Annotated in this window: 24 protein-coding genes and 1 pseudogene; 15 read left to right on the top strand and 10 right to left on the bottom strand. The window is 56.5% G+C overall.

Going from position 1 to position 25849, the window contains the following annotated elements:
• Positions 1-8 precede the first annotated feature (8 nt).
• From accD to fabZ, 9 genes are all read left to right on the top strand, one after another.
• Positions 9-881 (top strand): acetyl-CoA carboxylase, carboxyltransferase subunit beta, encoded by an 873-nt coding sequence (gene accD, locus DW937_RS12880; RefSeq protein WP_120121182.1) that lies wholly within the window; start codon positions 9-11, stop codon positions 879-881.
• Positions 878-1831, top strand: a complete 954-nt coding sequence (locus DW937_RS12875) for an acetyl-CoA carboxylase carboxyltransferase subunit alpha (RefSeq protein WP_120121181.1) — start codon at positions 878-880, stop codon at positions 1829-1831. Before accD ends, DW937_RS12875 begins: the two co-directional genes overlap by 4 nt.
• Entirely contained in the window at positions 1828-2772 is a 945-nt protein-coding gene (locus DW937_RS12870) for a beta-ketoacyl-ACP synthase III (protein WP_120121179.1), read from the top strand. The genes DW937_RS12875 and DW937_RS12870 overlap by 4 nt, the downstream gene beginning before the upstream one ends.
• A 178-nt stretch (positions 2773-2950) precedes the next feature.
• On the top strand, positions 2951-3886 hold the full coding sequence (locus tag DW937_RS12865) for a DUF561 domain-containing protein (RefSeq protein WP_097778256.1): 936 nt from the start codon (positions 2951-2953) through the stop codon (positions 3884-3886).
• Positions 3880-4947, top strand: coding sequence for a nitronate monooxygenase family protein (locus DW937_RS12860; protein WP_120121177.1), 1068 nt, complete (start codon positions 3880-3882; stop codon positions 4945-4947). Before DW937_RS12865 ends, DW937_RS12860 begins: the two co-directional genes overlap by 7 nt.
• A complete protein-coding gene (locus DW937_RS12855; protein ID WP_120121176.1) occupies positions 4944-5876 on the top strand; it encodes an ACP S-malonyltransferase in 933 nt (310 codons plus the stop codon). The genes DW937_RS12860 and DW937_RS12855 overlap by 4 nt, the downstream gene beginning before the upstream one ends.
• Complete coding sequence (gene fabG, locus DW937_RS12850; protein WP_120121174.1) at positions 5873-6622, top strand: 3-oxoacyl-[acyl-carrier-protein] reductase; 750 nt, start codon at positions 5873-5875, stop codon at positions 6620-6622. Before DW937_RS12855 ends, fabG begins: the two co-directional genes overlap by 4 nt.
• 15 nt (positions 6623-6637) lie before the next feature.
• Positions 6638-7876, top strand: a complete 1239-nt coding sequence (fabF, locus tag DW937_RS12845; RefSeq protein ID WP_097774745.1) for a beta-ketoacyl-ACP synthase II — start codon at positions 6638-6640, stop codon at positions 7874-7876.
• Positions 7877-7879: 3 nt separating this feature from the next.
• A complete protein-coding gene (gene fabZ, locus DW937_RS12840) occupies positions 7880-8350 on the top strand; it encodes a 3-hydroxyacyl-ACP dehydratase FabZ (RefSeq protein ID WP_005939736.1) in 471 nt (156 codons plus the stop codon).
• A gap of 102 nt (positions 8351-8452) precedes the next feature.
• Here fabZ and DW937_RS12835 read toward each other — a convergent pair whose 3' ends face one another.
• The 6 genes and pseudogenes from DW937_RS12835 to DW937_RS12805 all read right to left on the bottom strand — a co-directional run.
• Positions 8453-8593: a hypothetical protein gene (locus tag DW937_RS12835; RefSeq protein ID WP_242959377.1), complete on the bottom strand. Its 141-nt coding sequence runs from the start codon at positions 8591-8593 to the stop codon at positions 8453-8455.
• 2 nt (positions 8594-8595) lie between these two features.
• The gene (locus tag DW937_RS12830; RefSeq protein ID WP_097774744.1) at positions 8596-9078 is read right to left on the bottom strand and encodes a peptide-methionine (S)-S-oxide reductase; all 483 of its coding nucleotides are present in this window, start codon (positions 9076-9078) and stop codon (positions 8596-8598) included.
• Between the two features lie 209 nt (positions 9079-9287).
• Positions 9288-9785, bottom strand: a complete 498-nt coding sequence (locus DW937_RS12825; protein ID WP_120121172.1) for a hypothetical protein — start codon at positions 9783-9785, stop codon at positions 9288-9290.
• Positions 9766-11271, bottom strand: a complete 1506-nt coding sequence (locus DW937_RS12820) for a DNA methylase (RefSeq protein WP_120121170.1) — start codon at positions 11269-11271, stop codon at positions 9766-9768. Before DW937_RS12820 ends, DW937_RS12825 begins: the two co-directional genes overlap by 20 nt.
• Before the next feature lie 416 nt (positions 11272-11687).
• Positions 11688-14534, bottom strand: coding sequence for a transporter substrate-binding domain-containing protein (locus DW937_RS12810; protein ID WP_120121167.1), 2847 nt, complete (start codon positions 14532-14534; stop codon positions 11688-11690).
• 194 nt (positions 14535-14728) lie between these two features.
• Positions 14729-14893: pseudogene (locus tag DW937_RS12805) on the bottom strand (relaxase); the annotation flags it as partial.
• A gap of 262 nt (positions 14894-15155) precedes the next feature.
• Here DW937_RS12805 and DW937_RS12800 point away from each other — a divergent pair.
• Both DW937_RS12800 and DW937_RS12795 read left to right on the top strand, forming a co-directional pair.
• Complete coding sequence (locus DW937_RS12800; protein WP_120121165.1) at positions 15156-16286, top strand: sodium ion-translocating decarboxylase subunit beta; 1131 nt, start codon at positions 15156-15158, stop codon at positions 16284-16286.
• Between the two features lie 13 nt (positions 16287-16299).
• Positions 16300-16428: an oxaloacetate decarboxylase gene (locus DW937_RS12795; RefSeq protein WP_097778264.1), complete on the top strand. Its 129-nt coding sequence runs from the start codon at positions 16300-16302 to the stop codon at positions 16426-16428.
• Between the two features lie 110 nt (positions 16429-16538).
• Here the strand turns inward: DW937_RS12795 and DW937_RS12790 are convergent, their stop codons facing one another.
• The gene (locus DW937_RS12790; protein WP_097778265.1) at positions 16539-17009 is read right to left on the bottom strand and encodes an Hsp20/alpha crystallin family protein; all 471 of its coding nucleotides are present in this window, start codon (positions 17007-17009) and stop codon (positions 16539-16541) included.
• Between the two features lie 425 nt (positions 17010-17434).
• Between DW937_RS12790 and DW937_RS12785 the strand changes: the two genes are divergently transcribed.
• A complete protein-coding gene (locus tag DW937_RS12785; protein ID WP_120121163.1) occupies positions 17435-18205 on the top strand; it encodes a threonine/serine exporter family protein in 771 nt (256 codons plus the stop codon).
• On the top strand, positions 18202-18663 hold the full coding sequence (locus DW937_RS12780) for a threonine/serine exporter family protein (RefSeq protein ID WP_097778267.1): 462 nt from the start codon (positions 18202-18204) through the stop codon (positions 18661-18663). The genes DW937_RS12785 and DW937_RS12780 overlap by 4 nt, the downstream gene beginning before the upstream one ends.
• Before the next feature lie 535 nt (positions 18664-19198).
• Here the strand turns inward: DW937_RS12780 and DW937_RS12775 are convergent.
• Both DW937_RS12775 and DW937_RS12770 read right to left on the bottom strand, forming a co-directional pair.
• On the bottom strand, positions 19199-21298 hold the full coding sequence (locus DW937_RS12775) for a PTS transporter subunit IIABC (RefSeq protein ID WP_120121161.1): 2100 nt from the start codon (positions 21296-21298) through the stop codon (positions 19199-19201).
• A 93-nt stretch (positions 21299-21391) separates the two neighbouring features.
• Positions 21392-22240: a PRD domain-containing protein gene (locus DW937_RS12770; RefSeq protein ID WP_120121159.1), complete on the bottom strand. Its 849-nt coding sequence runs from the start codon at positions 22238-22240 to the stop codon at positions 21392-21394.
• Positions 22241-22912: 672 nt separating this feature from the next.
• On the opposite strand from DW937_RS12770, the gene DW937_RS12765 reads away from it, so the two are divergent.
• Both DW937_RS12765 and DW937_RS12760 read left to right on the top strand, forming a co-directional pair.
• Positions 22913-24043, top strand: coding sequence for an SLC13 family permease (locus tag DW937_RS12765; protein WP_120121210.1), 1131 nt, complete (start codon positions 22913-22915; stop codon positions 24041-24043).
• A gap of 23 nt (positions 24044-24066) precedes the next feature.
• Positions 24067-24720, top strand: a complete 654-nt coding sequence (locus tag DW937_RS12760; protein ID WP_120121157.1) for an NAD(P)H-hydrate epimerase — start codon at positions 24067-24069, stop codon at positions 24718-24720.
• 191 nt (positions 24721-24911) lie between these two features.
• Here the strand turns inward: DW937_RS12760 and DW937_RS12755 are convergent, their stop codons facing one another.
• Positions 24912-25808, bottom strand: coding sequence for a selenium metabolism-associated LysR family transcriptional regulator (locus DW937_RS12755; RefSeq protein WP_165852936.1), 897 nt, complete (start codon positions 25806-25808; stop codon positions 24912-24914).
• Positions 25809-25849: the final 41 nt, after the last annotated feature.

Genomic DNA, 25849 nt, shown 5'->3' with positions numbered 1-25849 from the left:
AAAAAGCAATGAACGATATCCGAGATCTTTTTCCCGGCCGAATGCGGGAGCGCACCTTCCAGCTGAAGGCCAAGCGGGATGCCGGTGCCGTCTGGCACGAGCAGCAGTTTGTGGAGTGCAAGCAGTGCGGCCGCCGCGCCGCACGCACCCTGTGGGCAAAAAGCCTTTACGTCTGCCCCAACTGCGGCTACCACATGCCCATTGGCGGGTACTACCGGCTCAGTCTGGTGCTGGACCACGGCAGCTTCCGGGAACTGGATGCCGACCTTGCTCCGCAGGATGTGCTGCATTTTCCGGGCTACCGTGAAAAGCTTTCCGCCGCCCAGAACAAGACCGGCCTGCGCGAAGCCGCTGTAACGGCCACCGGCCGCATTGGCGGGGTAGCCTGCGTGGCTGCCGTGCTGGACAGCCGCTTTTTCATGGGCAGCATGAGCACTGCCGTGGGCGACAAGATCACCCGCGCCATCGAGTACGCCGCCGCAAAGCACCTGCCGCTGGTTATTTTTTCGGCCAGCGGCGGCGCGCGGATGCAGGAGGGCATTTTCAGCCTGATGCAGATGGCAAAGACCAGTGCCGCCATCCAGCGCTTTTCGGCAAAGGGCGGGTTGTACATCAGTGTGCTCACCCACCCCACCACCGGCGGTGTGACGGCCAGCTTTGCAAGCCTTGGCGACATCATGCTGGCAGAGCCTGGCGCGCTGATCGGCTTTGCAGGTCCGCGGGTCATTGAGCAGACCATTGGCGAAAAGCTGCCTGCCGGATTCCAGCGCAGCGAGTTCCAGATGGAGCACGGCTTTGTGGATCAGGTGGTGCCCCGCAGCCAGCTGCGGGATACCCTGATTCAGGTCTTGCAGCTCCATGCAGGAGGAAAACACGAATGATCAAGGAAATTTTAGAGCAGCTGGCTCCGCTGGATGCCCAGATCGCCGCGCTGAAAGGCAGCGGCAACGAGATGGATGCCATTATGGCCCATGCCTCCGAGCTGGCAGAGCTGGCTGTGGAAGAGGACGAGATCCTGCGCACCTGCGGCCCGCTGACCGCCGAGGATCGGGTGTTTCTGGCCCGGCACCCGGAGCGCCCCCACATTGATGAGACCGTTTCTGCCCTGTTCACCGACTTCTTTGAGCAGCGCGGCGACCGTCAGTGCAAGGAAGACCCTGCCATTCTGGGCGGCATCGCCCGTTTTCACGGATTGCCGGTGACGGTCATCGGCCACCGCAAGGGCAGCACACTGGAAGAAAATCTGGCCTGTAACTTTGGTATGCCGGGGCCGGAGGGCTACCGCAAGGCCCTGCGCCTGATGAAGCAGGCCGAAAAGTTTGGCCGGCCCATCATCACCTTCATTGACACGCCGGGCGCTTATCCCGGCAAGGATGCCGAGGAGCGCGGTCAGGGCGAAGCCATTGCACGCAACCTGATGGAAATGAGCGGCCTGACCGTGCCGGTCATTGCCGTTGTCACCGGCGAAGGCTCTTCCGGCGGTGCGCTGGCACTGGGTGTGGCAAACCACATCCTCATGCTGGAAAATGCCGTTTACTCGGTGCTCAGCCCCGAGGGCTTTGCCAGCATTCTGTGGAAGGATGCTTCCCGCAGCGGCGAAGCCTGCGAGATGATGAAGCTGACCGCGCAAGATCTGTACAGCGATGGCATCGTGGAGCAGGTGATCCCGGAACCGTTGGGCGGCGCACAGCGCAGCCACGCAGCCTTGTTTGAACAGTTGGATGCTGCTTTGCGGGTGCACCTGAAAGAGCTGTGCCGCATGAGCGACCGCCAGCTGGCCGACCAGCGCTATAAAAAATACCGCCAGATCGGAGAAACGAGGAACGCATGAGTGGTTTACAGCTGATCGCCACCGGCGGGGCCATCCCCGGCTGGACGGTCACCAACGAAGATCTGAGCCGCATGGTGGATACCAGCGACGAGTGGATCACCAGCCGCACCGGCATCCGCACCCGGCACTGGTGCACGGAGGATGAATCTGCCGCCACGCTGGCCATTTCCGCCGCAAAGCAGGCTTTGGCCCGCAGCGGCCTTGCCCCTGCGCAGATCGGGTGCTGCATCTGTGCCACCCTGTCCGCCCCAGACGCGACCCCCAGTGTAGCCTGTCAGGTGCAGGCGGCGCTGGGCCTTCCCGAGGACCGGCCTGCGCTGGATGTCAACGCGGCCTGTTCCGGCTTCCTCTACGGCATAGCCGTGGCGCGGGGACTGCTGACAACTTTGGGTGGACAGTATGCCCTCGTCATTGGGTGCGAAGCCCTTTCCCGCCTGATGGACCCCGCCGACCGCTCCACCTGTGTACTGTTTGGGGATGGAGCCGGTGCTGCCATTTTTCAGCTGTCGGACACTCCCTTTGCTCTGGCGCTGGGCGCGCGCGGCAGCGATGTTCTCCATGCGGGCGGGCCGAACCGCACAGGTTCTGCGCCCATCACCATGGACGGCAAGGCCGTATTCCGCTTTGCAGTGGATGCCCTGCCCAAGTGCCTGCACACTGTGCTGGATGAAACACAGCTGACCCTTGATGATCTCGAGTGGGTGGTCTGCCATCAGGCCAACAGCCGCATCATCGACCACTGCGTGCGGGCGCTGAAGGCTGACCCGGCAAAGTTCTACAAGAACATGGACCGCCACGGCAACACCAGCGCCGCCAGCATCCCGGTAGCCCTGAACGAGCTTGCCGAGAACGGGCAGCTGCAGCCGGGCCAGCTTCTGGCCTGCATCGGCTTTGGCGGCGGCCTGACATGGGGCGGCGCAATTTTTCAATACAAAGAGTAAAAATCATGTTCGGCAAACGGGCTCGCCCTCTCAGTCACCTTCGGTGACAGCTCCCCAAAAGTGGGAGCCTTTGGCAAAACCGAAAAGTTTACCGTACTGCCAAGGGCTCTCCCCTTGGGAGAGCTGTCGAGCAGAGCGAGACTGAGAGGGCGGGGACGCTTACCGATAGGATAAAACTATGAAACTTTTAAATGAAATTTTAGGCACAAAATACCCCATCATTCAGGGCGGTATGGCCAACATTGCCACCGGCGAGTTTGCCGCCGCCTGCTCCAACGCGGGTGCGCTGGGCATCATCGGTGCGGGCGGCATGAATGCCGACACCCTGCGCCAGAACATCCGCCGCTGCAAAGAGCTGACCGACAAGCCTTTTGGCGTGAACATCATGCTCATGCATCCGCAGGCAGATGAGTTTGCCAAGATCGTGGTGGAAGAGGGCGTGCCCGTTGTGACCACCGGTGCAGGCAACCCAGGCAAATATATCCCCGCGTGGAAAGCGGCAGGCATCAAGGTGATCCCGGTTGTCGCCGCCGCTGTGCTGGCAAAGCATCTGGAGCCGCTGGGCATCGATGCCGTCATCGCCGAAGGCACCGAGAGCGGCGGCCATGTGGGCGAAATGACCACCATGGCACTGGTGCCGCAGGTGGTGGATGCCGTCAGCATTCCGGTCATTGCGGCAGGCGGCATCGCCGATGGCCGCCAGCTGGCAGCAGCTCTGGCTCTGGGCGCCTGCGGCGTGCAGGTAGGCACCTGCCTGCTGGTGAGCGAGGAGTGCCCCATCCATGAAAATTACAAAGCCGCCCTGCTCAAGGCCAAGGACAGCGATACCATCGTGACCGGCCGAAGCGTGGGTGCGCCGGTGCGAGTGCTGAAAAACCGCATGAGCCGCGAATATGTCCGGCAGGAAAACGCCGGTGCCGACAAGATGGAGCTGGAAAAGTACACCCTTGGCAGCCTGCGCCGCGCCGTGTTTGAGGGCGACACCACCACCGGAAGCCTGATGGCCGGTCAGGTGGCAGGCATGCTGCACGAGGTGCGCCCGGTGGCAGATATTCTTGCAGACCTGTGGAACGGCGGGAGGCAGCGCATTGCCGCGCTGAGCACCGAATGCTGACCCTCGGCAGAAAGACCCTGTCTGTGCCCATCCTACAGGGCGGCATGGGTGTGGGCGTTTCCCTCGGCGGGCTGGCCGGTGCTGTTGCAGCCTGCGGCGGCATGGGGTGCATCTCCACCGCCGACGCAGGCTACCGGGAGCCGGACTTTGCCCGCGACCCGGCAAGCGCCAACCACCGTGCACTGACAGCGGAAATTAAAAAAGCAAAGCAGATCGCAAAGGGAGCGGGCATGGTAGCCATCAACGCCATGGTGGCAACGCAGGATTATGCGGCCGCGATCCGCACCGCTGTGGAAGCGGGCGTGGACGCGGTGGTGTCCGGCGCGGGCCTGCCGTTGGAGCTGCCCGGCATCGTAAACACAACGGATGTTGCCATCGCGCCCATCGTTTCCAGCGGAAGAGCCGCAAAGCTCATCCTGCGCCGCTGGGCCAAAGAGTTTGGCCGCACCGCTGATTTTGTGGTGATCGAAGGCTGCAAGGCAGGCGGACACCTCGGCTTTGCCGAAGATGACCTGCTGGCAGGCAAATGCCAGACCCTCGACGACATTCTGCCCGAAGTGCTGGCCGAGGTAAAGCCCTTTGAAGCACAGTTTGGCCACAGCATCCCCGTGTTTGTGGCAGGCGGCGTGTATACCGGTGCCGATATGGCCCACTTTACCGCAATGGGCGCTGCGGGCGTACAGCTTGCTACCCGCTTTATCATCACCTACGAGTGCGACGCATCCCAGGGCTACAAGGACGTTCTGCTGAACGCCCGGCCCGAGGATGTACGGATCATCCACAGCCCGGTGGGAATGCCGGGCCGTGCACTGAACACCCCGCTGGTGCAGGCGCTGGCAGAGGGGACCCGCTTCCCTCCCCGGCACTGTGCCCGCTGCCTGAAGACCTGCGACCCTGCCAAGGTGCCCTACTGCATCACCCACGCGCTCATCGAAGCCGTAAAGGGCAATGTGGAGGAGGGCCTGTTCTTCTGCGGGGCCAACGTGGGCAGGCTGGACCGGATGCGCACGGTACAGGAGCTGATGGATGAACTTGTGACCGAATGGAGGCAAAATCAATGAAGCTTGCCGTTTTATATGCCGGTCAGGGGGCACAGCACCCCGGCATGGGCAAAGAATTTTACGAAGGCTCTCCCGCGTTCCGGGCGGCATTTGACAGTGCAGAGCTGGACTTCGACCTGCACCGCGTCTGCTTTGAGGACCCCGACGGCCTTTTGAATCAGACCGAATACACCCAGCCCTGCATGGTGGCCTTTGCCTGCGGCGTGACCGCAGTGCTGACCCAGCAGGGCGTGAAACCCGCTTATGTGGCCGGGCTTTCGCTGGGCGAATACTCCGCGCTGGAAGCTGCCGGGGTGTTCACCGCAAAGCAGGCCATCGAGCTGGCCGCTTACCGCGGCAAAGCCATGGCCGAAGCTGCAAAGGGCATCGACTGCGGCATGACCGCCGTGCTGAACCTTGACCGGCAGGCACTTGCAGCCTGCTGTGAGCAGGCTGCACAGCTCGGCTGTGTGCAGATCTGCAACTACAACTGCCCGGGCCAGCTGGTCATCGGCGGCGAGAAAGCCGCTGTGGACAAAGCCGCCGCACTGGCCAAAGAAGCCGGTGCCCGCCGCTGCATCCCGCTCAAGGTGAGCGGCCCGTTCCACACCCGCCTCATGGCCCCCGCCGGGGATGCACTGGCAAAGCGTTTTGCGTCTGAGCCCTTTGGCGAGATGCAGGTGCCGGTGCTGTTCAACTGCCTTGGCCGTGAAAAGGCTGACGTCGACAACATCCCGGCGCTGCTGGTGAAGCAGGTGCAGAGCAGCGTTTACATGGAAGATACGCTCCGCCGCCTCGGTGAGCTGGGCGTAGACCATATTCTGGAAGTCGGCCCGGGCAGTGCTCTGGCTGGCTTTGTGAAAAAGACCCTGCCCGGCGTGGTCTGCGCTTCGGTGGAGACCCCGGAGCAGCTGAACGCCGCACTGACAGCATGGAAGGAAGAGCTATGAGCGAAGAAACGATCATCCGCACCGCCGTTGTTACTGGCGGAAGCCGGGGCATTGGCCGGGCTGTGTGCATTCAGCTTGCAAAGCAGGGCTGCAATGTCGTGGTGAATTACTGCCACGGCGAAGCTGCAGCTGCCGAGACGGTGGCTCTGTGCAAGGCCGAAAACGCAAATGCCGTGGCTGTGCAGGCCGATGTTTCCACTGCCGAGGGCTGCAAAGCGCTCTTTGAACAGGCGGTGAACGCCTTTGGCCGGGTGGATATCCTTGTGAACAACGCGGGCATTACCCGCGATAATCTGATCCTGCGCATGAGCGAAGAGGACTTCGATGCAGTGCTGAACGCAAACCTTAAGGGTGCGTTCCTCTGCTGCAAGGAGGCCGCCCGCCGCATGGTGCGCCAGCGCTGGGGCCGCATCGTGAACCTTTCCAGTGTGGTGGCCCTGCGGGGCAACGCCGGCCAGACCAATTACGCCGCCAGCAAGGCGGGCCTGATTGGCCTGACCAAAAGCCTTGCCCGCGAGCTGGCAAGCCGCAATGTGACCGTGAATGCGGTCGCGCCGGGCTTTATCGAGACCGACATGACCGCCGCCCTGCCGGAAGCCGTCCGTGCCGAAATGGCAAAGGGCATCCCCGCAGGCCGCGCAGGAAAGCCGGAGGATGTGGCAAATGCAGTGGCATTTTTTGCCGCAGAACAAAGCAGCTATCTCACCGGGCAGGTGCTCTGTGCAGACGGCGGCATGGCAATATAAAAGGAGAAAACTCTCATGGAAAAACGCAGAGTCGTGATCACCGGCCTTGGCACCGTGAACCCGCTGGGCAACAACACCGCCGACAGCTGGGCCGCTGCCAAAGCGGGCAAATGCGGCATCGGCCCCATTACCCAGTTCGATACCACCGATTTTAAATGCAAGCTGGCAGGCGAGGTGAAGGGCTTTGACCCGGAAACCATCGTGGACAAAAAGGAAGCCCGCAAGATGGCCCGCTTTACCGTTCTGGCCCTTGCTGCCGCCGCCGAAGCGGTTGCAGACAGCGGTCTGGACACCGAAGCGGAAGCCAAGCAGATCGGTGTCATCCTTTCCAGCGGCATCGGCGGTCTGCCCACCATTGAGGAGCAGCACACCCGTGGTGAAGAGAAGGGCATGGAAAAGGTAAGTCCCTATTTCGTGCCCATGTCCATTGCAAACATGGCGGCGGCACAGGTGGCCATCCGCTTTGGTCTGAAGGGCATGTGCACCTGCCCGGTGACGGCCTGCGCCGGCGGCACCAATGCCGTAGGCGATGCCTTCCACCGCATCCGTGACGGCTACGAGACCGCCATGGTCTGCGGCGGTGCAGAGAGCTGCATCAGCCCTCTGGGCATCGGCGGCTTTACCAGCATGAAAGCGCTTTCCACCGCGACCGATCCGGATGCAGCCAGCCTGCCCTTTGACGCGCGGCGCGGCGGCTTCGTGATGGGCGAAGGCAGCGGTGTGCTGGTGCTGGAAGAGCTGGAGCACGCCCGTGCCCGCGGTGCGCACATCTACGCCGAGGTGGTGGGCTACGGTGCCAACTGCGATGCCTACCACTTCACCGCCCCCGCCCCCGGCGGCGCAGGTGCCATCGACTGCATGGCGCTGACGCTGGCGGATGCAGGCATCGCACCGGAGCAGGTGGATCACATCAACGCCCACGGCACCGGCACCCACATGAACGATGCCTGCGAGACCGCCGCCATCCATGCGGTGTTCGGCGAACACGCAAAGCAGCTGACTGTGGTGAGCACCAAGAGCATGACCGGCCATCTGCTGGGCGGTGCGGGCGGCATCGAAGCCGTATTTACAGCGCTGGCCCTGCATGACCAGTTTGCGCCGCCCACCATCCACTATGAGCAGCCCGATCCCGAATGTGATCTGGACTATGTGCCGAACACTGGCCGTGCGCAGGCCATGACCTACGCACTGAGCAACAGTCTGGGCTTTGGCGGGCACAACGCCTGCATCGCCCTGCGCAGATGGGAGGGCTGACCCATGGCAGAACCCCGCACCGTGCGTGCAGACGCAAACGCCCTGAACAGCGAGGAGATCGCGGCGCTTCTGCCGCACCGCTATCCCTTTGCCCTTGTGGACCGCATTCTGGACTACGAGCCGGGCCAGTGGGCCATCGGCCGCAAGTGCGTGAGCCGCAATGAGGAATTTTTCTGCGGACATTTTCCCGGCCAGCCGGTGATGCCGGGAGTGCTCATTCTGGAAGCACTGGCCCAGACCGGTGCCGTTGCGGCGCTCAGCCTGCCGGAGAACAAGGGCAAACTGGCCCTCTTCGGCGGCATCAAGAATGCCCGCTTCCGCAAGCAGGTCACCCCCGGCGATGTGCTCACCCTGCACTGTGAACTGGTAGAGCAGCACGGCCCGGTGGGCGTGGGCAAAGCCTCGGCGTGGGTGGACGGCAAGTGCGCCGCCACCGCCGAGCTGACCTTTGTGCTGACCGACCCCAACGCCTAAAAACACCCCTGTGAGTTTAAAAAAGCTCACAGGGGTGTTTTCCGTTATTTTACCATTGAGAAGCCGCTTCGCTCTCTCAGCCAAGCGCCACATCCAGAACCATCAGTGATGCCCCACCAGATAGGCCACCCGGTCGATCTGCGCCGCCGTCATGCCGGTATCCGCCAGAAATTCCCGCACCAGCGGAGCACTCTCCTGCTCCTGATACTTTCCATTGGTGTTACTGCAATGGTAGGATCGCATATTTACTGATTTCTGTATCTGTTCAGGACAGCATCCGGGATATGGCAGTAACTGCAGTCTTCAGGGTGCCGTTCCAGATGGTGCTGATGCTCCTCAGCGCTCCGGACATAATTTGTCAGCGGCAGCACTTCCAGCATGATCTTGTCCCGGTCCTCTCGGCCGTTTATAAAAGCTCTTGCTTCTTCCAGATGTCTGGGATCTGTACTGTACAGCCCTGTCCGGTACTTTTTTCCAACGTCCACGCCCTGTTTGTTCAGGCTGTAGGGGTCGATGATCTCAAACAGGTGTGCCATCAGTTCTGAAATGCTTGTGTTTTTCTCATCATAGACCACTTTTACGCATTCTGCATATCCATCGTATGGGCCATCCAGAGAACTCGTTGTTCCGTTGGCTCTGCCGGCTTCCGTCATCTGTACACCAGGCACTGTGTCAAAAAAATGCTGTACGCCCCAAAGGCATCCGCCTGCGATATAGACCGTTTCCATCTTGATTTTCCCCTCCTGTTGATCATATATCAGCTTTGCTCCTATTCTACCACGCTTTCCCACTGTCGGAAAGATGTCGGAACACAAAAATGGCCCCGGAGGGCTTATCGCAGCTCTCCGGGGCCGCTTTATGTGCGTTTTGCTTCATCTGAAGTCATTTTACTGAAAGAGCTGTCCCATAAATATCCCTTTCAGCATTTTCTCTCATCTCATTCTTCTCCGATGCCCAGATACGCATCAATGTCCATGATACCCTCCCCGCCGAGTTTCACCAGATTTTCAAAGGGCACCACGGTGTCTCCCACCTGCAGGGTGCGGAACACCGGATCGATGCGGTCCGCTTTTCCGGTCAGGGTGATGTAGTTGCCCACTGCGGGAACCTCCGGGTGGGCGGTATCCTCCTTGAAGTACCGCACTGTGATGGTCATGCCCTTGGTGACCTGTATCAGACGATCGGACAGAGCCGACATTTCTTCCTCGGTCAGAATGCGCTTGGGTACCCGCTCGGTGCGCTGCTTTTCTGCGGCAAGCTGTTCGTCATAGCCCCGCAGTGGAGAGAAGGGCGAAAAGATTTTGGCACGGTTCTGAAGGGTCATGCGAGGGTGCTTGCGAAGGGATTCTTCCGTCCGGGGGCGTTCCATCTCTATGATGTCCCCGTACTTTTGGGCGGTCTCCCGCCCAATTTTGCTATTTTTGTAGTTTTTCATCCGAACCTCCTGCGCTGTGACCGCCGATCTGCGCATTGCGCTGGCGCATGGTGGCACCCTCCTCGTAGCTGCTGGCTTTCAGCACAGCGTTTTTGCCGTACTTGTTCTTGATGCCCAGCATGGCTTGCTGGAGCTTTTTCTCCTTTTCCAGCTTCTTGGTGTCGGTGAAAAAGTCCACCTGATAGATGCCCTCGTCCGGCGTGACCTTATTGGCGTTGATGGTAATGCGCCGCACCGTCAGCGCCGGGTCGGTGATGCGCTCAAACAGCTTTGCGCTTTCGTTGATGAGGGTGCTGCCCAGATTGGTGGGGACATCAAACCGGACAGTGCCGTGTGCCGCCTTTGGGATAACTCTGCCGTAGCGGTCGGTCTGGGTCAGACCACGATAGCCGCCCTTGTCCACGTTCTCCCGGTCGTAGCCTACTTCCAAGGTGATGGATTCCGTCACCAGCTTTTTTTCGGTGAGCCGGAACATCAAGATTTCCGCCATTTCCCGGACAATGAGCTTTGCCTTATCGTTGGGGTAAGGGCAGGTCAGCACCTGCCCCTCGCTGATGCTGTTGGTGCTGGGCTTGTAGCTTTTGATTTGCTCTATGCCGCAGGGCTCGCAGCCCCATGCGTGGTCAATAAGGATTTCTGCATCTACGCCGAAAATCTCATACAGTCGATCTTCTCCGTGGATAGAAAACCGTGCCAAGTCCCCCATCGTATAAATGCCGTGTGCTTCCAGCTTTTTCACTGTGCCGGGACCTGTCATCCAGAAATCCGTCAAGGGGCGGTGGCTCCACAGCAGATACCGATAGGACTGCTCGTCCAGCTCCGCAATGCGGACACCATCCTTGTCCGCCGGGATGTGCTTGGCTACGATGTCCATGGCCAGCTTTGCAAGGTAGAGGTTGGTGCCGATGCCTGCCGTTGCGGTGATGCCGGTGTTGTACAGCACCTCCCGCACCATGGTCATGGCAAGTTCATGGGCACTCATGTGGTAATAGGGCAGATAGCCCGTCACATCAATAAAAACCTCGTCGATGGAGTAGGGGTAGATGTCTGCCGGGGACACATATTTGAGGTAAGTTTTGTAGATTTGGGTGGACACGTCCAGATACCGCTGCATCCGGGGCGGTGCAACGATGTAGCTCAAGCCCAGCGCCGGGTCTGCGTTCAGGGCGTTGGCATCGAAAGAGGTGCTGGCAAAGTGGTACTTGCCATCCTCTCCCCGAACTGCCTTTTTCTGCCGGATGGCAGTCTGCAGCCGCTGGGCGTTGACCTCTTTCACCCGCTGGACAGCTTCAAACAGCCGCGCTCTGCCGGGTATCTTGTAGGCTTTCAGGGAGGGCGATACAGCAAGGCAGATGGTCTTTTCGGTGCGGGAGGCGTCCGCCACCACCAGATTGGTGGTCAGGGGGTCCAGATGGCGGTCTACGCACTCTACCGAGGCATAGAAACTTTTCAGGTCGATTGCCAGATAGGTGCGCTGTGCTACCATACTTCAGCCCTCCTTTGTATAAGACACAACCATTTATCTTATTATAATAAATCTTTACGCTGTTTTCAAGATGAAGCGGCTATTTTATCTGTGATTCAGACAACAAAAAAGAGTGAAAGCATTTCAATCTGAAACGCTGTCACTCTTTTTAAGGGCTGCTGCCCTGTTTAATACAAGATTCCTCAAAATGTGATGTCCCTGTTTGCCCAGATACAGCTCCACGATCATCCGTCCGTTTTTGGTGTTGCAGAAATCCTCTCTGCAATAGCCGCAGAGCTTTCCATCTGCCTGTGCCACATATATAAACTGAAAATACCGCTGAGGACATCTTCCAACTGGAAAAGTTCCTCGGCGGTATTCGTTTAGCGGGTGCATTACGGCCTGCGGAGGTTCTTATGCAAAACTTTCTGTCCACATCAAAGGTATTTCTGGATGGTCGGCACAAGGATATTCATATTGATCGGCTTTGCGATATGATCGTTCATTCCGACATCCAATGCTGCCTGTTTATCTTCGGAAAAAGCATTTGCCGTCATGGCGATGATAGGGATGCCCGCCTTTTGGGGGTCATCCATCCTCCGTATCTTCTTTGCCGCATCGTAGCCGTTCATCACAGGCATCTGGATATCCATAAGGATCATCTGATACGTTCCGTTCGCAGCCTTTTCCAGCATATCCACACATTCCACACCGTCTTTGGCGCGGTCTACCGTGCAGCCCTCTTCCCGCAGCAGTTCGACGGCGATCTCCGCATTGAGGTCGTTGTCCTCGGTCAGCAGGATCCTTGTACCGCACAGGCACTTTTGATCCGAAGGGTTTGTTTCTCGTTTCGCCTGTGTTTCATCCCCGGACGCAATGCGGCAGGGAATGGTCACAGTAAACTTGGAGCCAACACCGATCTTGCTCTCCACTTCCACGGTGCCGCTCATCAGCTCAACCAGTTTTTTCACAATGCCCATTCCAATGCCGCTGCCCTCCACCTTGCTGACGGTGGAAGTGCGTTCCCGTTCAAAGGGTTCAAAGATATGCTTCTGGAACTCCTGCGACATTCCGATGCCGTTATCGGCAACCGTGACCACCATATCGCACCAGCCCTCTTTTTTGCCGGGCTTCTGCGTGACATCGCAGTGGATCGTGCCGCCGGCTCCCGTGTATTTGACCGCGTTGCTGACAAGGTTTGTACAGACCTCGGTCAGGTGCGGAATATCCGCATAGACATACGGATACAGCAGATGTGCTGTCACCGTAAGCGTCTGCCCCTTGCTGTCTGCCTGATTCTGGAACATCGCAACGCAATTACGGAAATCCTTATCGACATCCGAAACAGAATACTCCATCTCCGTCTTGTCATTCTCGATCCGGGCAAGATCCAGAACGTTGTTCAGCAGCATCAGCAGGTTCTGTCCGCACACCTGAATGTTCTCCATGTATTTTTCCAGCTTTGCAGGGTCGTCCAGATGCCGGGAGGCAAGGTCTGCATAGCCGATAATGGCGTTCATGGGCGTGCGGATATCATGCGACATATTGAACAGGAAGGTGGATTTGGCGCGGTTCGCACTCTCCGCGTTTTCCACAGCGACCTGCAATTTTGCATTCAGTTCCTGCGTATCGTTTGCGGCTTTTCTTGCAGCAGCTTCGGCTTTACGCGCCTTCTGGAGCAGCTTCAAAATCGTGAGCAGAACAACTGCAACCGCAATGCTGCTGACCAGCAGAACCATAAAGAAGTTATCCTTTATAAAATCGATCAGGGTAACCTTCCGCGAGGAGCTCTTATACATCGCCAGAGAGCTGGTAAGCATATTGGCTGGCATTGCCTTGATCGTTTTGTTCAGGATGGACAGCAGGCTGCGGTTTCCGCTATTGACCGCAAAGCAGGAATTGGCAGGGTTAGGCAGCGGAACGCTGTAAAAGCCGTATTTCTTACTGTAATTTCCCTCACTGCTGATCCCGGTGACAAAACAGTCTGCCTGTCCGTCCTTGACCAGTTTTATCGCATCCTCCTGTGTATCGCAGTCCACGATTTCCCACTGCGGATAATAAAACGCAATGTACCTTGTTAGGGAAATCTTGTTTTGGGGAACGGCAACGCGGTTCACTTCGTTTTCGATAAAGAGCTGTTTGTTCGTGACCGCCATCATATTGGAGGTCCACGTTGTGTTGGTGCAGGCAACGCGATATTCTTCAGCCAGATTGGGACTCTGGTCGAAATGGAAGACCATGTCGATCTCGCCTGATTTCAGCGCATTGAGTTCCGCCTCTTTGTCGTCATAGCCGACCAGATGGAATTCCAGCTCCTGATTGCCCAGACAATCTGTTGCAAACTGAATATAATCCGTGATTGTCCCGGTAATCTCCCCGGTGGCAGGGTCATAGGTGCTGACGCCGCGATCACTCGTCAGAAAGCCCATTCGGATCGCACCGTGCTTTCTGAGCCACGCCTTTTCCTCTCCCGTAAGGATGGGCTTATAATCCAGCGAGAAATACTTTTTACACAGATCCGCCGTATAAAAAGGAGCCGCTTCGTCCAACGCGCGCATCGCATTGTCCAGTTCTTCCTTGAGATCAGAACGGTCTTTGTTGAGCACATAGTAGATGCTGGATTTTCCCACGCGGGTTATGGTCGAGATGCCAAGCTCTGCCCATAAGGATTCTTCCAGCGAAACAAAGCAGTCGATCTCGTGGTTTGCCAGCTTTTGCTTCACATCCTCGTTGTTGGAGATGTTGACGTGCTGCGTTTTTATGCCGTATTTTTCCTCCCATTCGGTCAGCATCACTTCCGGTTCCGTTCCCATCAGAACACCGACCTTTTTGCCGTTCAGCGTTTTGAAGTTGGAGGCGGAGATGTCTGCACGCGAAAGATCGACGTAGAGGTAATATTTTTCTTCCCCCATCGGCTCGTCCGAAAACAGCATTTCCTCAGCGCGATCCTCCGTATAAGAAATACCGCCCATGATGTCGATTTCGTCGTTTTTGAGCTTTTCGAAGCAGTCTGACCAGTCGCAGGTCACATATTCGAACTGCCAGCCTGTATAGCCGGATAAGGTCTGCAGTAATTCGTAGCCGTAGCCCTTTCTTGCGCCCTTCTCGTTGCAATAGTTGAAGGTGTCCTCAAACGAGCCGACGCGGATGATCTTTATTGGGGCGGTTTCTGCGACAGCCTTCACAGGGAGCACGGCTGACAGCAACAGCAGCAGACTCAGCAGCGCACAGACGCTTTTCCGTGTCAGGGAGCGCATGGTTTCGCTCATTCCAGAGTTTTTCATTTCATCCAATCTTTCTCCGCCCCAGACGGTCTCATTCCGTTTTATTTCCATTGCACAGGTTTCGAGAAGTTCATGGCAGCCTTGATCGCATCCTGTTGTCAGCAGCTTTTTGAACAGTATATATACCAACGTATCTAGCATGTATTGTAACATTATGACAGAAGCATTTCAAGAGTTTATGCTTGTGAACACTATTTGGTCAGAAGTTCTGCGAACTCTGCATCCAACTCCTTGACCTTCGGCAGTTTTTGCAGCCCGGCTTCGTCAAAGGCAGCTTTCGCCGCCTTGTGCAGGGTGATTGCCTCCCGGTGAGCTTCCAGAAAGGCCTTGCTGTAATCAGCTTGCGTGAACCACAGCGGAAAGACCCTCATAAGATACAGAAAAGATTTCTGTATTTTTCTTGACAGTTTTCCCATATTCTGTTTTAATACATCTGATAAAAGGGAGTAAAGGGCAGTGTTCCGGCTTATTCTTCGGGAGACTGCTGCATGGCAGCGTCATCACGGCAGAAATGCCCGATGTCATGTGTTCGCTTGAGACTTTTGTCACAGACAAGGTGCTGTGGCGGGAGTCTCTTTTTTCTTGTCACCGCACCGGAGCACAATAGGAGGCAAGAAAACTATGAACTTTCTGAACACATTCGCAAGTCTGTTTTCCAATTTTGGAAACCTGACCTGGCAGATGGTGGTGATGTGGGGCATTGGTGCATTGCTCATCTACCTTGCCATCGCCAAAAAGATGGAGCCGAGCCTGCTGCTGCCCATGGGCTTCGGAGCCATTCTGGTCAATCTGCCGCTGTCCGGTGCCATCACGCAGGGCGATACCGTAGGCCCCATTTCCTCCCTGTTTGAAGCAGGCATGTCCAACGAGCTGTTTCCCCTGCTGCTTTTCATCGGCATTGGTGCTATGATCGACTTTGGCCCCCTGCTGGAAAAGCCGTGGCTCATGCTCTTTGGTGCCGCAGCGCAGTTTGGTATTTTCTTCACCCTGTTTCTGGCAGGCTTCTTCTTTGATCTGAAGGATGCTGCTTCCATCGCTGTCATTGGTGCAGCGGACGGTCCCACCGCCATTTTTGTAGCTAACACCCTCAACTCCCAGTACCTTGGTGCCATCATGGTGGCAGCGTACAGTTACATGGCTCTGGTGCCCATCGTGCAGCCGCCGGTCATTAAACTGCTGACCACCCAGAAGGACCGCCGCATCCGGATGCCCTATGAAAAGGGCAATGTCAGCCAGCTGACGAAGATCCTGTTCCCCATTGTGGTAACCATCATTGCCGGTATGGTAGCTCCTGCCAGCGTAGCTCTAGTTGGTTTTCTGATGTTCGGCAACCTGCTGCGGGAGTGCGGCGTACTGAACGCCCTCAGCGAAACCGCGCAGAATGTGCTGGCAAACCTCATCACCATCGTGCTGGGCCTGACCGTGGCCGGACAGATGACCGCTGACAAATTTGTCCGGCCCGATACCCTGCTCATCCTTGCACTGGGTCTGGTAGCCTTCGTTTTTGATACCGCAGGCGGCGTGCTGTTTGCAAAGCTGCTGAACCTGTTCCTGCCCGAAGGCAAAAAACTGAACCCGATGATCGGTGCAGCCGGCATCTCGGCCTTCCCCATGAGCGGCCGTGTGGTCAACAAGATGGGATTGGAAGAAGATAACCAGAATTTCCTGCTGATGTACTCCATCAGCGTCAACGTTTCGGGGCAGATCGCATCCGTCATTGCAGGCGGCCTGATTCTGACCCTGATGGCTTAACGGAGGTACACTTATGCTTCATCTTTCTTCGTGGATGACCACCATGCCCATGATGCTCATCGGCATGGTCGGCATTCTTCTCGTCATTGGTGTCATTGTTCTGGCTGTGATGCTGCTCAACCGGCTGACAAGTCGGAAATAATTCATCCCATCAAGTAGAGATATCAGAATACAAAAACCCCCGAAGAGCTTTTTACGGTTCTCCGGGGGTTGGTTTTATGCGCCGGTGTTCCTCACACCGGTGCACAAACGTTATTCGATTTCAATGAGATTGGGATTCGCAGGCAGAGCCTTCTGCTGCTGCGGTGCGGGCAGCACGATGTGCAGGATGCCATCCTCGAACTTTGCGTGGATGTCCTCCTTCTTCACGGCATCACCCACATAGAAGCTGCGGGCACAGGTACCGGAGAAGGTCTCACGGCGCAGATAACGGCCATCGTTGTCCTTCTCATCATTGGAGTGGCTGCGGACGGCCTGAATGGTCAGGTAGCCGTCGCTCAGTTCCATCTGAACGTCTTCCTTCTTGCAGCCGGGCAGGTCAACAGCCACATCATAGTTGCCATCGGCGGTCTGCTTCACATCGGTTTTCATCATGTTTGCGCCGCGCTTGCCGAAGGCTTCACGCTCTTCACGATTCATTGCACGCTCCAGCGCACCGTCGTTCCAGAACGGATCAAAGAAATCATCGAACAGATTTTCATGGAAAACAGCAGGCATAAACATAAAACAACCCTCCAATCCCGGCGTTCGGGTCGGGCATAAAATCAAGATCGTGCATCAGGAGCGGAGTCTTCCCGGGAGCCTTGCGGTTCCCTCATGCCCCTTTCTCCTGAGCACGCCACTGTTATAGCACCGTTTATTAGCAGTGTCAATAGTAGAGTGCTAAAATTCATAAAAGAATAATACTTTTATAATATTTCATGCAATTCTCGGCAAAATCGTTTGCACTGGATTCAATTTTTTCTTCTCTGATCGTAGTCTTTCGCTGTGACAGAACGGATGCAAGCCGTTTCTTCAGAACCAGGCGATCCATTGCCCGCGTAAACCATGCAGTTGTCAAAAAGTCTCTCTGTCCTTGCAGCGTCTTGCGTTCTGCCGGTCCACCCGCTATAATAATGTGGAAACCGAGATGAAAAGAGAGTGATATTGTGGAAGAGACCGAGATCAGTCATTTTCTCCACATTCTGGTCCGAATGGGCGAAGCTTTACAAAACAGCGGCGCAGAAGTATTCCGCGTTGAGGACACTTTGAACCGGATCGCAATCGCCTATGGGGCAGAAGATGTGAATGTATTCGTGATCACATCCAGCATCGTGGTCACGCTTACCATGCCCTCGCTGCCGCCGCAGACCGAGACCCGCCGCCTGCGTCACGCTGCCAGCAATGACCTGCTGACCTTGGAAAAGCTCAATGCGCTCAGCCGCCGTATCTGCACAGCGCCTCCTTCCATAGAAGAGTTTCAGCGCCAGCTGAATGCCATTCTGGCACAGCATCCGGACCCAAGACTGCATCTTGCCGGCAGTGTGTTGGCTGCTTCCAGTTTTGCCATCTTCTTTGGTGGAAATCTCTGGGACGGCCTGCTGGCCGGCGGCATTGCCGTTCTGATTTGCTGGATGGAGCGCTATCTCTCGCCTTTTTGTATGAATGGCGTAGAATTTCAGTTTATAGCATCCTTTCTCAGCGGTGTCTCCACTCTGCTGCTCTGCCGCTTTGGGATGCAGTTTCATGCCGATAAAGTTCTGATTGGCATCATCATGCTGCTGATTCCCGGCATCATGCTGACAAATTCCATCCGGGACATCCTACTTGGGGACATTATTTCCGGCTCTCTTCGACTGGTGGAAGCCATTCTGATGGCCGCCACCCTTGCACTCGGCATAATGGCCGCCATCTGGTTGATGGGAGGAATTTCCGCATGATACAGGTTTTTTCGCAGTTGCTCAGTGCTGCCCTTGGTTCGGTCGGTTTTGGACTGATCTTCAATCTGAACCGGCGCTACTTACCCGCCGCCGGTGTAGGCGGACTTCTGGCATGGCTGGCTTATCTTCTTGCCGCCAACACCCTGCGCAGCGTCTTTCTTGCCAATCTGTTGGCCGGTTTCTGTACCGCTCTGTATGCCGAAATTCTTGCCCGATGCTGCAATGCACCCTCTACGCCTTTCTTCATCACCGCTGCCATTCCCCTCATTCCCGGAAGCACCCTCTATTACTGCATGAACGCAGTCGTCTCCAATGATTTGTCTGCTGCAGGGCATTTCGGAGAGCAGACCTTTCTGGCCGCTCTTGGAATTGCCGGCGGTATGGCAATCGCATGGTGTCTGGCCGATTTGAGCCGGAAGCTGCACGCACTTGCAATCCGTTCTTCGGGAAAGCAGTGATCTTCCACATTGAAGAATGCCCCTGTCAGCTTTGGTTTCATCCCACACAGCTGACAGGGGCAATATTGTTATAACATTTTGATAAAATCGCTTTTAACGCTCATTCTGAAGGGCTTTCCGGGGAGCCTTTCAGCTCTCCTTTTTTGCCTTCTCCCGAGCATGCCACTGTTCTATACCGCGCCGTTTATCAGCAGCGTCCATAGCAGAGTGCCAAAGTCCGCAAAAGAATCATACTTTTTTAAATCCATGGAATCTTTTTTATACAAATCACCGTTTTTTTCGTGCAAAGCCAAATTGTCGATCGGGAACGGATCCTATAACGCCAACTGTGATTGCATCAATAACCGCTGATGTAGGCGGCAGGGCATCCTGTGCGCTGTGATCCATTTTTCGTTCCTCCCTCATGTGGTTTTCTTCATCCTAAAAAAATGAGATAGGCAACCCCTTTTGGGGAAGTCTATCTCATTTTTTCGTTGGGGCTATTTTGCAACAGCCCCCTTTATAACAACCCTGCCTTACAGTTTGGGAGAAACGCTTAGTGCTTCAGTTCCAGCAGCGCATCGCCCTGCTTTACGGTGCCACTGGCTTTAGCCGCGACAGCGGCATAGTCATCGGTATTGCAGACAATGAGCGGCGTAGTCACGGGATAGCCTTCGGCCTTAATGGCTTCCAGTTCAAAGCGGATCAACGGCTGGCCTTTCTTTACCTTGTCGCCCTCGTTGACGAGGTAGGTGAAGTGCTTGCCACCCAGCTTGACCGTATCGATGCCGATGTGCATCAGCAGTTCGGCACCGTCAGCCGTGGTCATGCCCACGGCATGGTGGGTCTCAAAGGTGGAAGAGATCTCGCCGTCAGCAGGTGCCACCAGTTCACCATCGGTGGGCTCAATGGCAATGCCGTCCCCCAGTGCACCGCTGGCAAAGGCTTCATCCTTCACATCGGCCAGCGGCACTACAGTGCCGTTCAGGCAGGCAGACAGCACGGTATCCTTTGCTGCGGGGGCCGCCGGGGCGGGTGTTGCGGTCGCCGCCGGGGTCTTAGGTGCATTTTCCAGATAATCTTCCAGCTTTGCCTTGATGACGGCCACCTTGGGGCCGTATACCACCTGCACACCGTCGCCCTTGCAGATCACGCCGGAGGCACCGGAGGCCTTGAGCACATCCTGTTTGACCAGCGCAACATCCTTGACGGTGCAGCGCAGGCGGGTGGCGCAGCAGTCCACGTCGGACAGGTTGTCGGCACCGCCCAGACCTTCTACGATCAGGGCGCTGACCGGATCATCCCCTGCGGGGGCGGTGCTGCCGGAAGCGGCGCTGCGGGCGTTCACGTCCGCACGGGTGTACAGCTTGACTTCCTCGGCATCGTCACGGCCCGGGGTCTTGTAGTTGAACTTGGAGATCATAAAGCGGAAAATGATGTAGTACAGCACAAAATACACCGCACCCACAACGACTACCCAGATCCAGTGGGTCTTGGCGTTGCCCTGCATCGCGCCGAACAGCACCAGATCGATCAGACCGCCGGAGAAAGTCATGCCCACGCCCACGTTCAGGATATGCATGAGCATGAAGGACAGGCCCGCCAGCACGCAGTGCACGGCGTACATGGGCAGAGCCACAAAGATAAAGGTAAATTCCAGCGGCTCGGTGATGCCGGTGAGGAAGGCGGTCAGGGCTGCGGAAAGCAGCAGGCCGCCTGCCGCCTTTTTCTTTTCCGGCTTGGCGCACTGGTACATCGCCAACGCCGCGCCGGGCAGACCGAACATCATAAAGGGGAACTTACCGGCCATGAAGCGGGTAGCGCTGACCGAGAACACCGTGGTGGACTTGGAGGCCAGCTCTGCAAAGAAGATGTTCTGGGCGCCGGTCACGGTCACACCGTCGATGATGGCGGTGCCGCCCACAGCGGTCTGCCAGAACGGCATATAGAACACATGGTGCAGGCCGAAGGGGATCAGTGCGCGCTCCAGCAGGCCGTAGATAAAGGTGCCTGCGTAGCCGGAAGCCAGCACCAGTGCGCCCAGCGCAGCAATGCCGTTCTGCACCACCGGCCAGATGTAGAACATGGCGATGCCGACCACCAGATACACGATGGAACTGATGATGGGCACAAAGCGGGTGCCGCCGAAGAAGGCCAGCACCTGCGGCAGCTCAATCTTATAGAACTTGTTGTGCAGGGCTGCCACGCCCAGACCGACCACGATACCGCCGAACACGCCCATCTGCAGGGTGGTGATGCCCAGCATGGTGGTGGTGGAGTTGGCGGGCATTGCGTCCACGCCGCCTGCGGCGTTGATCATGGCCTGAATGGCCGTATTCATAATGATATAGGCCACCGCACCGGACAGAGCGGCCACCTCTTTTTCCTTGCGGGCCATGCCGATGGCCACGCCCATGGCGAACAGCAGGGCCAGGTTGTTGAACACGGCGCTGCCGGTCTGGCTCATCACGTCCAGAATGGTGTAGATCAGGGTACCGGGGTGGATGACGCTGTTCAGGCCATAAGCCGCCAGCATCGTCTCGTTGGTGAACGAGCTGCCAATGCCCAGCAGCAGGCCCGCCACGGGCAGCAGTGCAATGGGCAGCATAAAGCTGCGTCCGACACGCTGCAGCACGCCAAAGATCTTGTCTTTCATCTTCAGTTCTCCTTTTCTCAAGTTCGTATCCAGCATATATATCCACACGCAGGCGTGGCCTGCGGAGAATCAAAGGTACGGCAGGCGGGCGGCTTATTTCCCCATCCGAATCCGTTTCAGATGGATCGTAAGGAACACCAGTTCCTCGTCCGAAAGCTCCTTGTGCCATGTGTTGCGGACATATTCCGCAATGCAGCAGGCGCATTTGTAGTGTTCGCTGCAATTGCGGGCGATCAGGGCGCGGAACACTTCGTCGTGGGTATCGTTTTCCTGCTCCTGCTTTCCTTGAAATACGCGTTGCGCAAAAAAGCGCAAATGCACTGTAAAGCGGCTGAAATCCAGTGCATCCCGGTCAAAATGGCAGTTGTAAAAGTATTCCACTACCTGCACGCAGCCATCCACAAAGCGGGTGACATCGTTCACCACGCTCATGGTGGTGTTGAGCTCCGCATTGACGATGTGCAGCGCAATGAAGCCACCCTCGTCGTCCGAAAGGTCTGCATGGCAGCGCTGGCGGATGGTGGCAAGGCACTCCATACCAAGGCGATACTCTTCCGGGTAGAATTCCCGAATGGGAGCCATCAGCGGGTTGGAAAAGCGAATCCCCTGCTCGCTGCGCTGGATGGCAAAACTGATGTGGTCGGCCAGCGTGATGAGCAGGCTTTCGTTCAGCGGGTAGTTCACCCGACTGCGGATCATTGCCACCAGCTCATCGGTGAGCAGCAGATGCTCATACGGGATCTGTTCCAGAAGTTCCACCAACTTCTGCTGCACGGCAGGGCTGGTCATGCGGTAGCTGCGCTCCACGGTTTCAGCCTCAATTTTATAGCCCGGCTTAACGCCAAAGCCCAGACCGCGCCCGGTGACGATCAGCTCACAGCCCGTGGGATCCACCACGCGCAGAATGTTGTTGTTGATCGGTTTTTTGACGGTATATTGCATTGTTTCTCCTCCTCAAGTTGAAAAAGGCAATAAAAAAGACCATCCTCGACACAGCAAACATACCGAAGGCTGAAACACGCTTTCGGCTTGTGCTATGCAGAGTTGGTCTAGCCCGCCAAACGGTAACAATCCAACGACGCTGCTCACGTACATTTTTCTTTTTTGTAAGGCACGAACAAATTAAGCACTTGAATGGAAATTTATTCTATGCTTGATTACAATACCATATTCTTTGCGGAGTGTCAAGATGGGAACGGGTTTCTTTTTCACTTTATCAATTTTGCCCAAACTCAGGTGATTTTCTACAGCAAATTGACAAGTAAGAATATTCCTTTTTTGCTTTATATGTGCAGTTGTTTTCAATCGAGATCATTGCGGAGAAAGCTGTGCTCCATCTCGTAACTCATCACCTTCACAAAAATTCTTTTCATTGTTTCTCGTTGCAACCACCTGCTTGGCACACCCTGTTTTCATTTAACTGCGTTTTCTTCTTCCTCAACGACCTGTTCCGCGCATTTCGTTGCACTGGCATTTTCAATGAAACATCCAACTTTTTGAATTGCGCTGTTCCATCACTCACCGCTGCAAAAAACTTGCATTTTGTTCCACATCTACTATACTAAAGGATGTATCGATTATTCTTGAAAGAAAGCGGATGCTATGGAATTTCAAATGAAGTTAAAGCGATTTCTCAAACAGGAGACCGTTCTTTCGGTCGCCGCCGTACTGGCCGTGCTCTCCATGTTCTTTGTGCCGCCGGATGCAGACTACCTCGGTTACATCAACCTGCGCACGCTCGCTATTCTATTTTCCCTAATGACCATCATGGCCGGACTGCGGCGGCAGGGCGTTTTTGACCGGATGGGCCGGGCGCTGTTGGCACGGACCGGCAGCACCTTGCAGCTGGTGCTCGTTCTGGTCGGACTGTGCTTCTTCGGGAGCATGATCATCACCAACGACGTTTCCCTGCTGACCTTTGTCCCCTTTACCTTTGTGGTGCTGAGCGGCCTTGCGCCGGACACCCGCCGGGCGCTGACCATCCCAGTGGTGTGCATGCAGACCATCGCGGCCAACCTTGGCAGTATGCTCACGCCCATCGGCAACCCACAGAACCTCTACCTCTACGGCAAAAGCGGAATGAGCATGGCGGAGTTCCTCCTGCTCATGTTCCCCTACACAATCGTTTCGCTGCTGCTTCTGGTGGGCTGGGCGGTCGCGGTCTGCCGCAAACAGGCATCCTCCTGCATCGGTGCGCTCCCGGAGCAGCCGAACACCACCGCAGACCGGAAAATCATCCTGCTGGATGCGGTGCTGTTTGCGGTCTGTCTGCTGGCGGTCGTCCGGGTATTGCCCTACGGCGTTGCCTTTGCCGCTGTGCTGGTCTGTACCCTCTGCGCTGACCGCTCCACTCTCCGCAATGTGGATTACTCCCTGCTGCTGACCTTTGTGGCATTCTTCGTTTTCATCGGCAATCTGGGGCGCATCCCGGCCTTTTCGGGCTGGCTGCAAGCCATCCTCGCCGGGCGGGAAGTGCTGGTGGCAGTTCTGGCTTCGCAGGTCACCAGCAATGTTCCCGCTGCCCTGCTCCTGTCCGGGTTCACGGATGAAACCGCCGCGCTTATCATCGGCACGAATCTCGGCGGCCTTGGCACCCTGATCGCGTCCATGGCCAGCCTGATTTCCTACCGCCAGATCGCGCGGGAGCTGCCGGAGGAAAAAGGCCGCTACTTCAAGCTGTTCACCCTGTCCAACCTGATTTTTCTGGTGATCCTGCTGGCTGAATGGAGGATCATCGGGCGATAAGACCGAAACGTGGAGGTTCCGAAATGAAGCATCGTATTGTCACGGCTGCACAGATGAAGGCCATCGAACAGGCCGGAAATGCTCACGGCCTGCCCTATCTGCAGATGATGGAGAACGCCGGGCTTGCAGCCTACGCCGAACTGAAAAACGTCCTTCCGCAGCCCGGCTCTCTGCTGGTGGTCTGCGGAAAGGGCAACAACGGCGGGGACGGTTTTGTCATCGCCCGCGCCGCCGCAAAAGAGGGCTGGAAGGTGACCGTCCTTCTGGCCGAGGGTGAGCCGAAAACGCCCGATGCCATCACAAATTTTGAACGCCTGCACGGTCTGCCGGTGGAAATTTGCTCCGACGGCTCCGGGCTTTCGCATGAACCATTTACTGCTGTCGTGGATGCGCTCTACGGCACCGGATTCCATGGCAGTCTGCGTCCTTCCGGCCTTGCCGCCTGTGCGCTGATGAATTGTCAGCATGAAAACGGCGCATTTGTTCTGGCGGTAGACCTGCCCAGCGGCATCAGCACCGACACCGGCGAGGTAGCCGAAGGTGCCGTCCGTGCCGACCTGACCGTCACCTTTGACAGTTACAAGCCGCTGCACACGGCAGTATCGTCCGCACCGCTCTGCGGCAAAATCGTCTGTGACGACATCGGCATACGAGACGAGTGGCACCCGGTGTTTTAATGGGAGGTGGTCATCCTGCACGATATCTGGAATCCGTGGCACGGCTGCGGCAAATGCCTGTGACAGCTCTGAAACAACGCACGTCCCCTCCGTGCAGGCCTGGATCTCACGTTCCGGGTATCTGCGCAGAAGGGACGTTTCGTTTTATCAGAGTTTTGTCATCCACAGGCCGGGAGCCATCGTTTCCTTTTTCAGGAAATGGCATAGAACTGCTTCATAAACGCAAAAAAGTGCGCCGTCGGTTCCGACATAAACTGTGTGGAAGAATACACGATATAGAGTTTCCGCAAGAAAGCCGACTGTTCCAGAGGAATGATCAACAGCTTTCCAAGCTGTGCATCGTTCTGAACCGTTGCGCGGGAAAGGATGGAGATGCCCATCCCCAGTGTGATGCAGCGGATCAGCGAAGCGGCATCATCCATCACAGCGATGACATTCAAATCGTCCAGCGAAAGCCCCCGGTTTTTCAGATAATAGAGCGTTTCCTGTTTTGTCCCCGAAGTATCCTCCCGCAGGAGAAATGGTTCTTTTAGCAGCATGGAAACCGGATCTTTCAATTCCAGACAGGCCTGAAAATGCGGTGTAGCCGGGGCCGCGATCACAAGTTCATCCGAAGTGACCGGCAGAAAGCGGCAGGGTGTATCCGAAATTTTCGTGCCGACCAGCCCGATATCGCAGGTTCCATCTGTTACTTTCCGAATGACATCCAGACTGTCCGAGCAGCTGGTACGGAAGCGGACATCCGGCATTTCCTGATGGTACGCCGAAAGCAGTTCCGGCAGAAGATAGAGGGACGGAACGGAGGAAACACCGATGTGCAGCAACTTCTGGTTTTTATCGGAAAGTTCCAGAATCGCTTTCTGCTGGAGATTCAGGATCTCAGCTGCGTAGTTGTAAAGGGTCTGCCCTGCGGGCGTAACCGACAAACTCTTGGTCGTTCGCTTCAAAAGCTGTGTATGAAGTTCTTTTTCCAGATTGTTGATATGCGAACTGACGGTCGGCTGCGAAAGATAAAGCTTTTGAGCCGCAAGGGAAAAACTCTGGTATTTTACGGTATACACAAAGGCTTCCAGTTGGCGGATATCCATGCTGCGCTCCTTTTTTGTGCTGAAAAGGCTTTTTCTTCTAT

Origin of the sequence: Faecalibacterium sp. AM43-5AT (genome assembly GCF_003603345.1) — a bacterium.
Taxonomy (GTDB): Bacteria; Bacillota; Clostridia; order Oscillospirales; family Ruminococcaceae; genus Faecalibacterium; species Faecalibacterium taiwanense.
Note: the sequence above shows the minus strand (reverse complement) of the source record. Positions and strands in the feature narration are given on the sequence as shown.

What these genes read in the sequence shown, in the direction of transcription:
- accD (WP_120121182.1), top strand. Translation starts at nt 9, where the DNA reads ATGAACGATATCCGAGATCTTTTTCCCGGCCGAATGCGGGAGCGCACC.
- DW937_RS12875 (WP_120121181.1), top strand. Translation starts at nt 878, where the DNA reads ATGATCAAGGAAATTTTAGAGCAGCTGGCTCCGCTGGATGCCCAGATC.
- DW937_RS12870 (WP_120121179.1), top strand. Translation starts at nt 1,828, where the DNA reads ATGAGTGGTTTACAGCTGATCGCCACCGGCGGGGCCATCCCCGGCTGG.
- DW937_RS12865 (WP_097778256.1), top strand. Translation starts at nt 2,951, where the DNA reads ATGAAACTTTTAAATGAAATTTTAGGCACAAAATACCCCATCATTCAG.
- DW937_RS12860 (WP_120121177.1), top strand. Translation starts at nt 3,880, where the DNA reads ATGCTGACCCTCGGCAGAAAGACCCTGTCTGTGCCCATCCTACAGGGC.
- DW937_RS12855 (WP_120121176.1), top strand. Translation starts at nt 4,944, where the DNA reads ATGAAGCTTGCCGTTTTATATGCCGGTCAGGGGGCACAGCACCCCGGC.
- fabG (WP_120121174.1), top strand. Translation starts at nt 5,873, where the DNA reads ATGAGCGAAGAAACGATCATCCGCACCGCCGTTGTTACTGGCGGAAGC.
- fabF (WP_097774745.1), top strand. Translation starts at nt 6,638, where the DNA reads ATGGAAAAACGCAGAGTCGTGATCACCGGCCTTGGCACCGTGAACCCG.
- fabZ (WP_005939736.1), top strand. Translation starts at nt 7,880, where the DNA reads ATGGCAGAACCCCGCACCGTGCGTGCAGACGCAAACGCCCTGAACAGC.
- DW937_RS12835 (WP_242959377.1), bottom strand. Translation starts at nt 8,593, where the DNA reads ATGCGATCCTACCATTGCAGTAACACCAATGGAAAGTATCAGGAGCAG.
- DW937_RS12830 (WP_097774744.1), bottom strand. Translation starts at nt 9,078, where the DNA reads ATGGAAACGGTCTATATCGCAGGCGGATGCCTTTGGGGCGTACAGCAT.
- DW937_RS12825 (WP_120121172.1), bottom strand. Translation starts at nt 9,785, where the DNA reads ATGAAAAACTACAAAAATAGCAAAATTGGGCGGGAGACCGCCCAAAAG.
- DW937_RS12820 (WP_120121170.1), bottom strand. Translation starts at nt 11,271, where the DNA reads ATGGTAGCACAGCGCACCTATCTGGCAATCGACCTGAAAAGTTTCTAT.
- DW937_RS12810 (WP_120121167.1), bottom strand. Translation starts at nt 14,534, where the DNA reads ATGAAAAACTCTGGAATGAGCGAAACCATGCGCTCCCTGACACGGAAA.
- DW937_RS12800 (WP_120121165.1), top strand. Translation starts at nt 15,156, where the DNA reads ATGAACTTTCTGAACACATTCGCAAGTCTGTTTTCCAATTTTGGAAAC.
- DW937_RS12795 (WP_097778264.1), top strand. Translation starts at nt 16,300, where the DNA reads ATGCTTCATCTTTCTTCGTGGATGACCACCATGCCCATGATGCTCATC.
- DW937_RS12790 (WP_097778265.1), bottom strand. Translation starts at nt 17,009, where the DNA reads ATGTTTATGCCTGCTGTTTTCCATGAAAATCTGTTCGATGATTTCTTT.
- DW937_RS12780 (WP_097778267.1), top strand. Translation starts at nt 18,202, where the DNA reads ATGATACAGGTTTTTTCGCAGTTGCTCAGTGCTGCCCTTGGTTCGGTC.
- DW937_RS12775 (WP_120121161.1), bottom strand. Translation starts at nt 21,298, where the DNA reads ATGAAAGACAAGATCTTTGGCGTGCTGCAGCGTGTCGGACGCAGCTTT.
- DW937_RS12770 (WP_120121159.1), bottom strand. Translation starts at nt 22,240, where the DNA reads ATGCAATATACCGTCAAAAAACCGATCAACAACAACATTCTGCGCGTG.
- DW937_RS12765 (WP_120121210.1), top strand. Translation starts at nt 22,913, where the DNA reads ATGAAGTTAAAGCGATTTCTCAAACAGGAGACCGTTCTTTCGGTCGCC.
- DW937_RS12760 (WP_120121157.1), top strand. Translation starts at nt 24,067, where the DNA reads ATGAAGCATCGTATTGTCACGGCTGCACAGATGAAGGCCATCGAACAG.
- DW937_RS12755 (WP_165852936.1), bottom strand. Translation starts at nt 25,808, where the DNA reads ATGGATATCCGCCAACTGGAAGCCTTTGTGTATACCGTAAAATACCAG.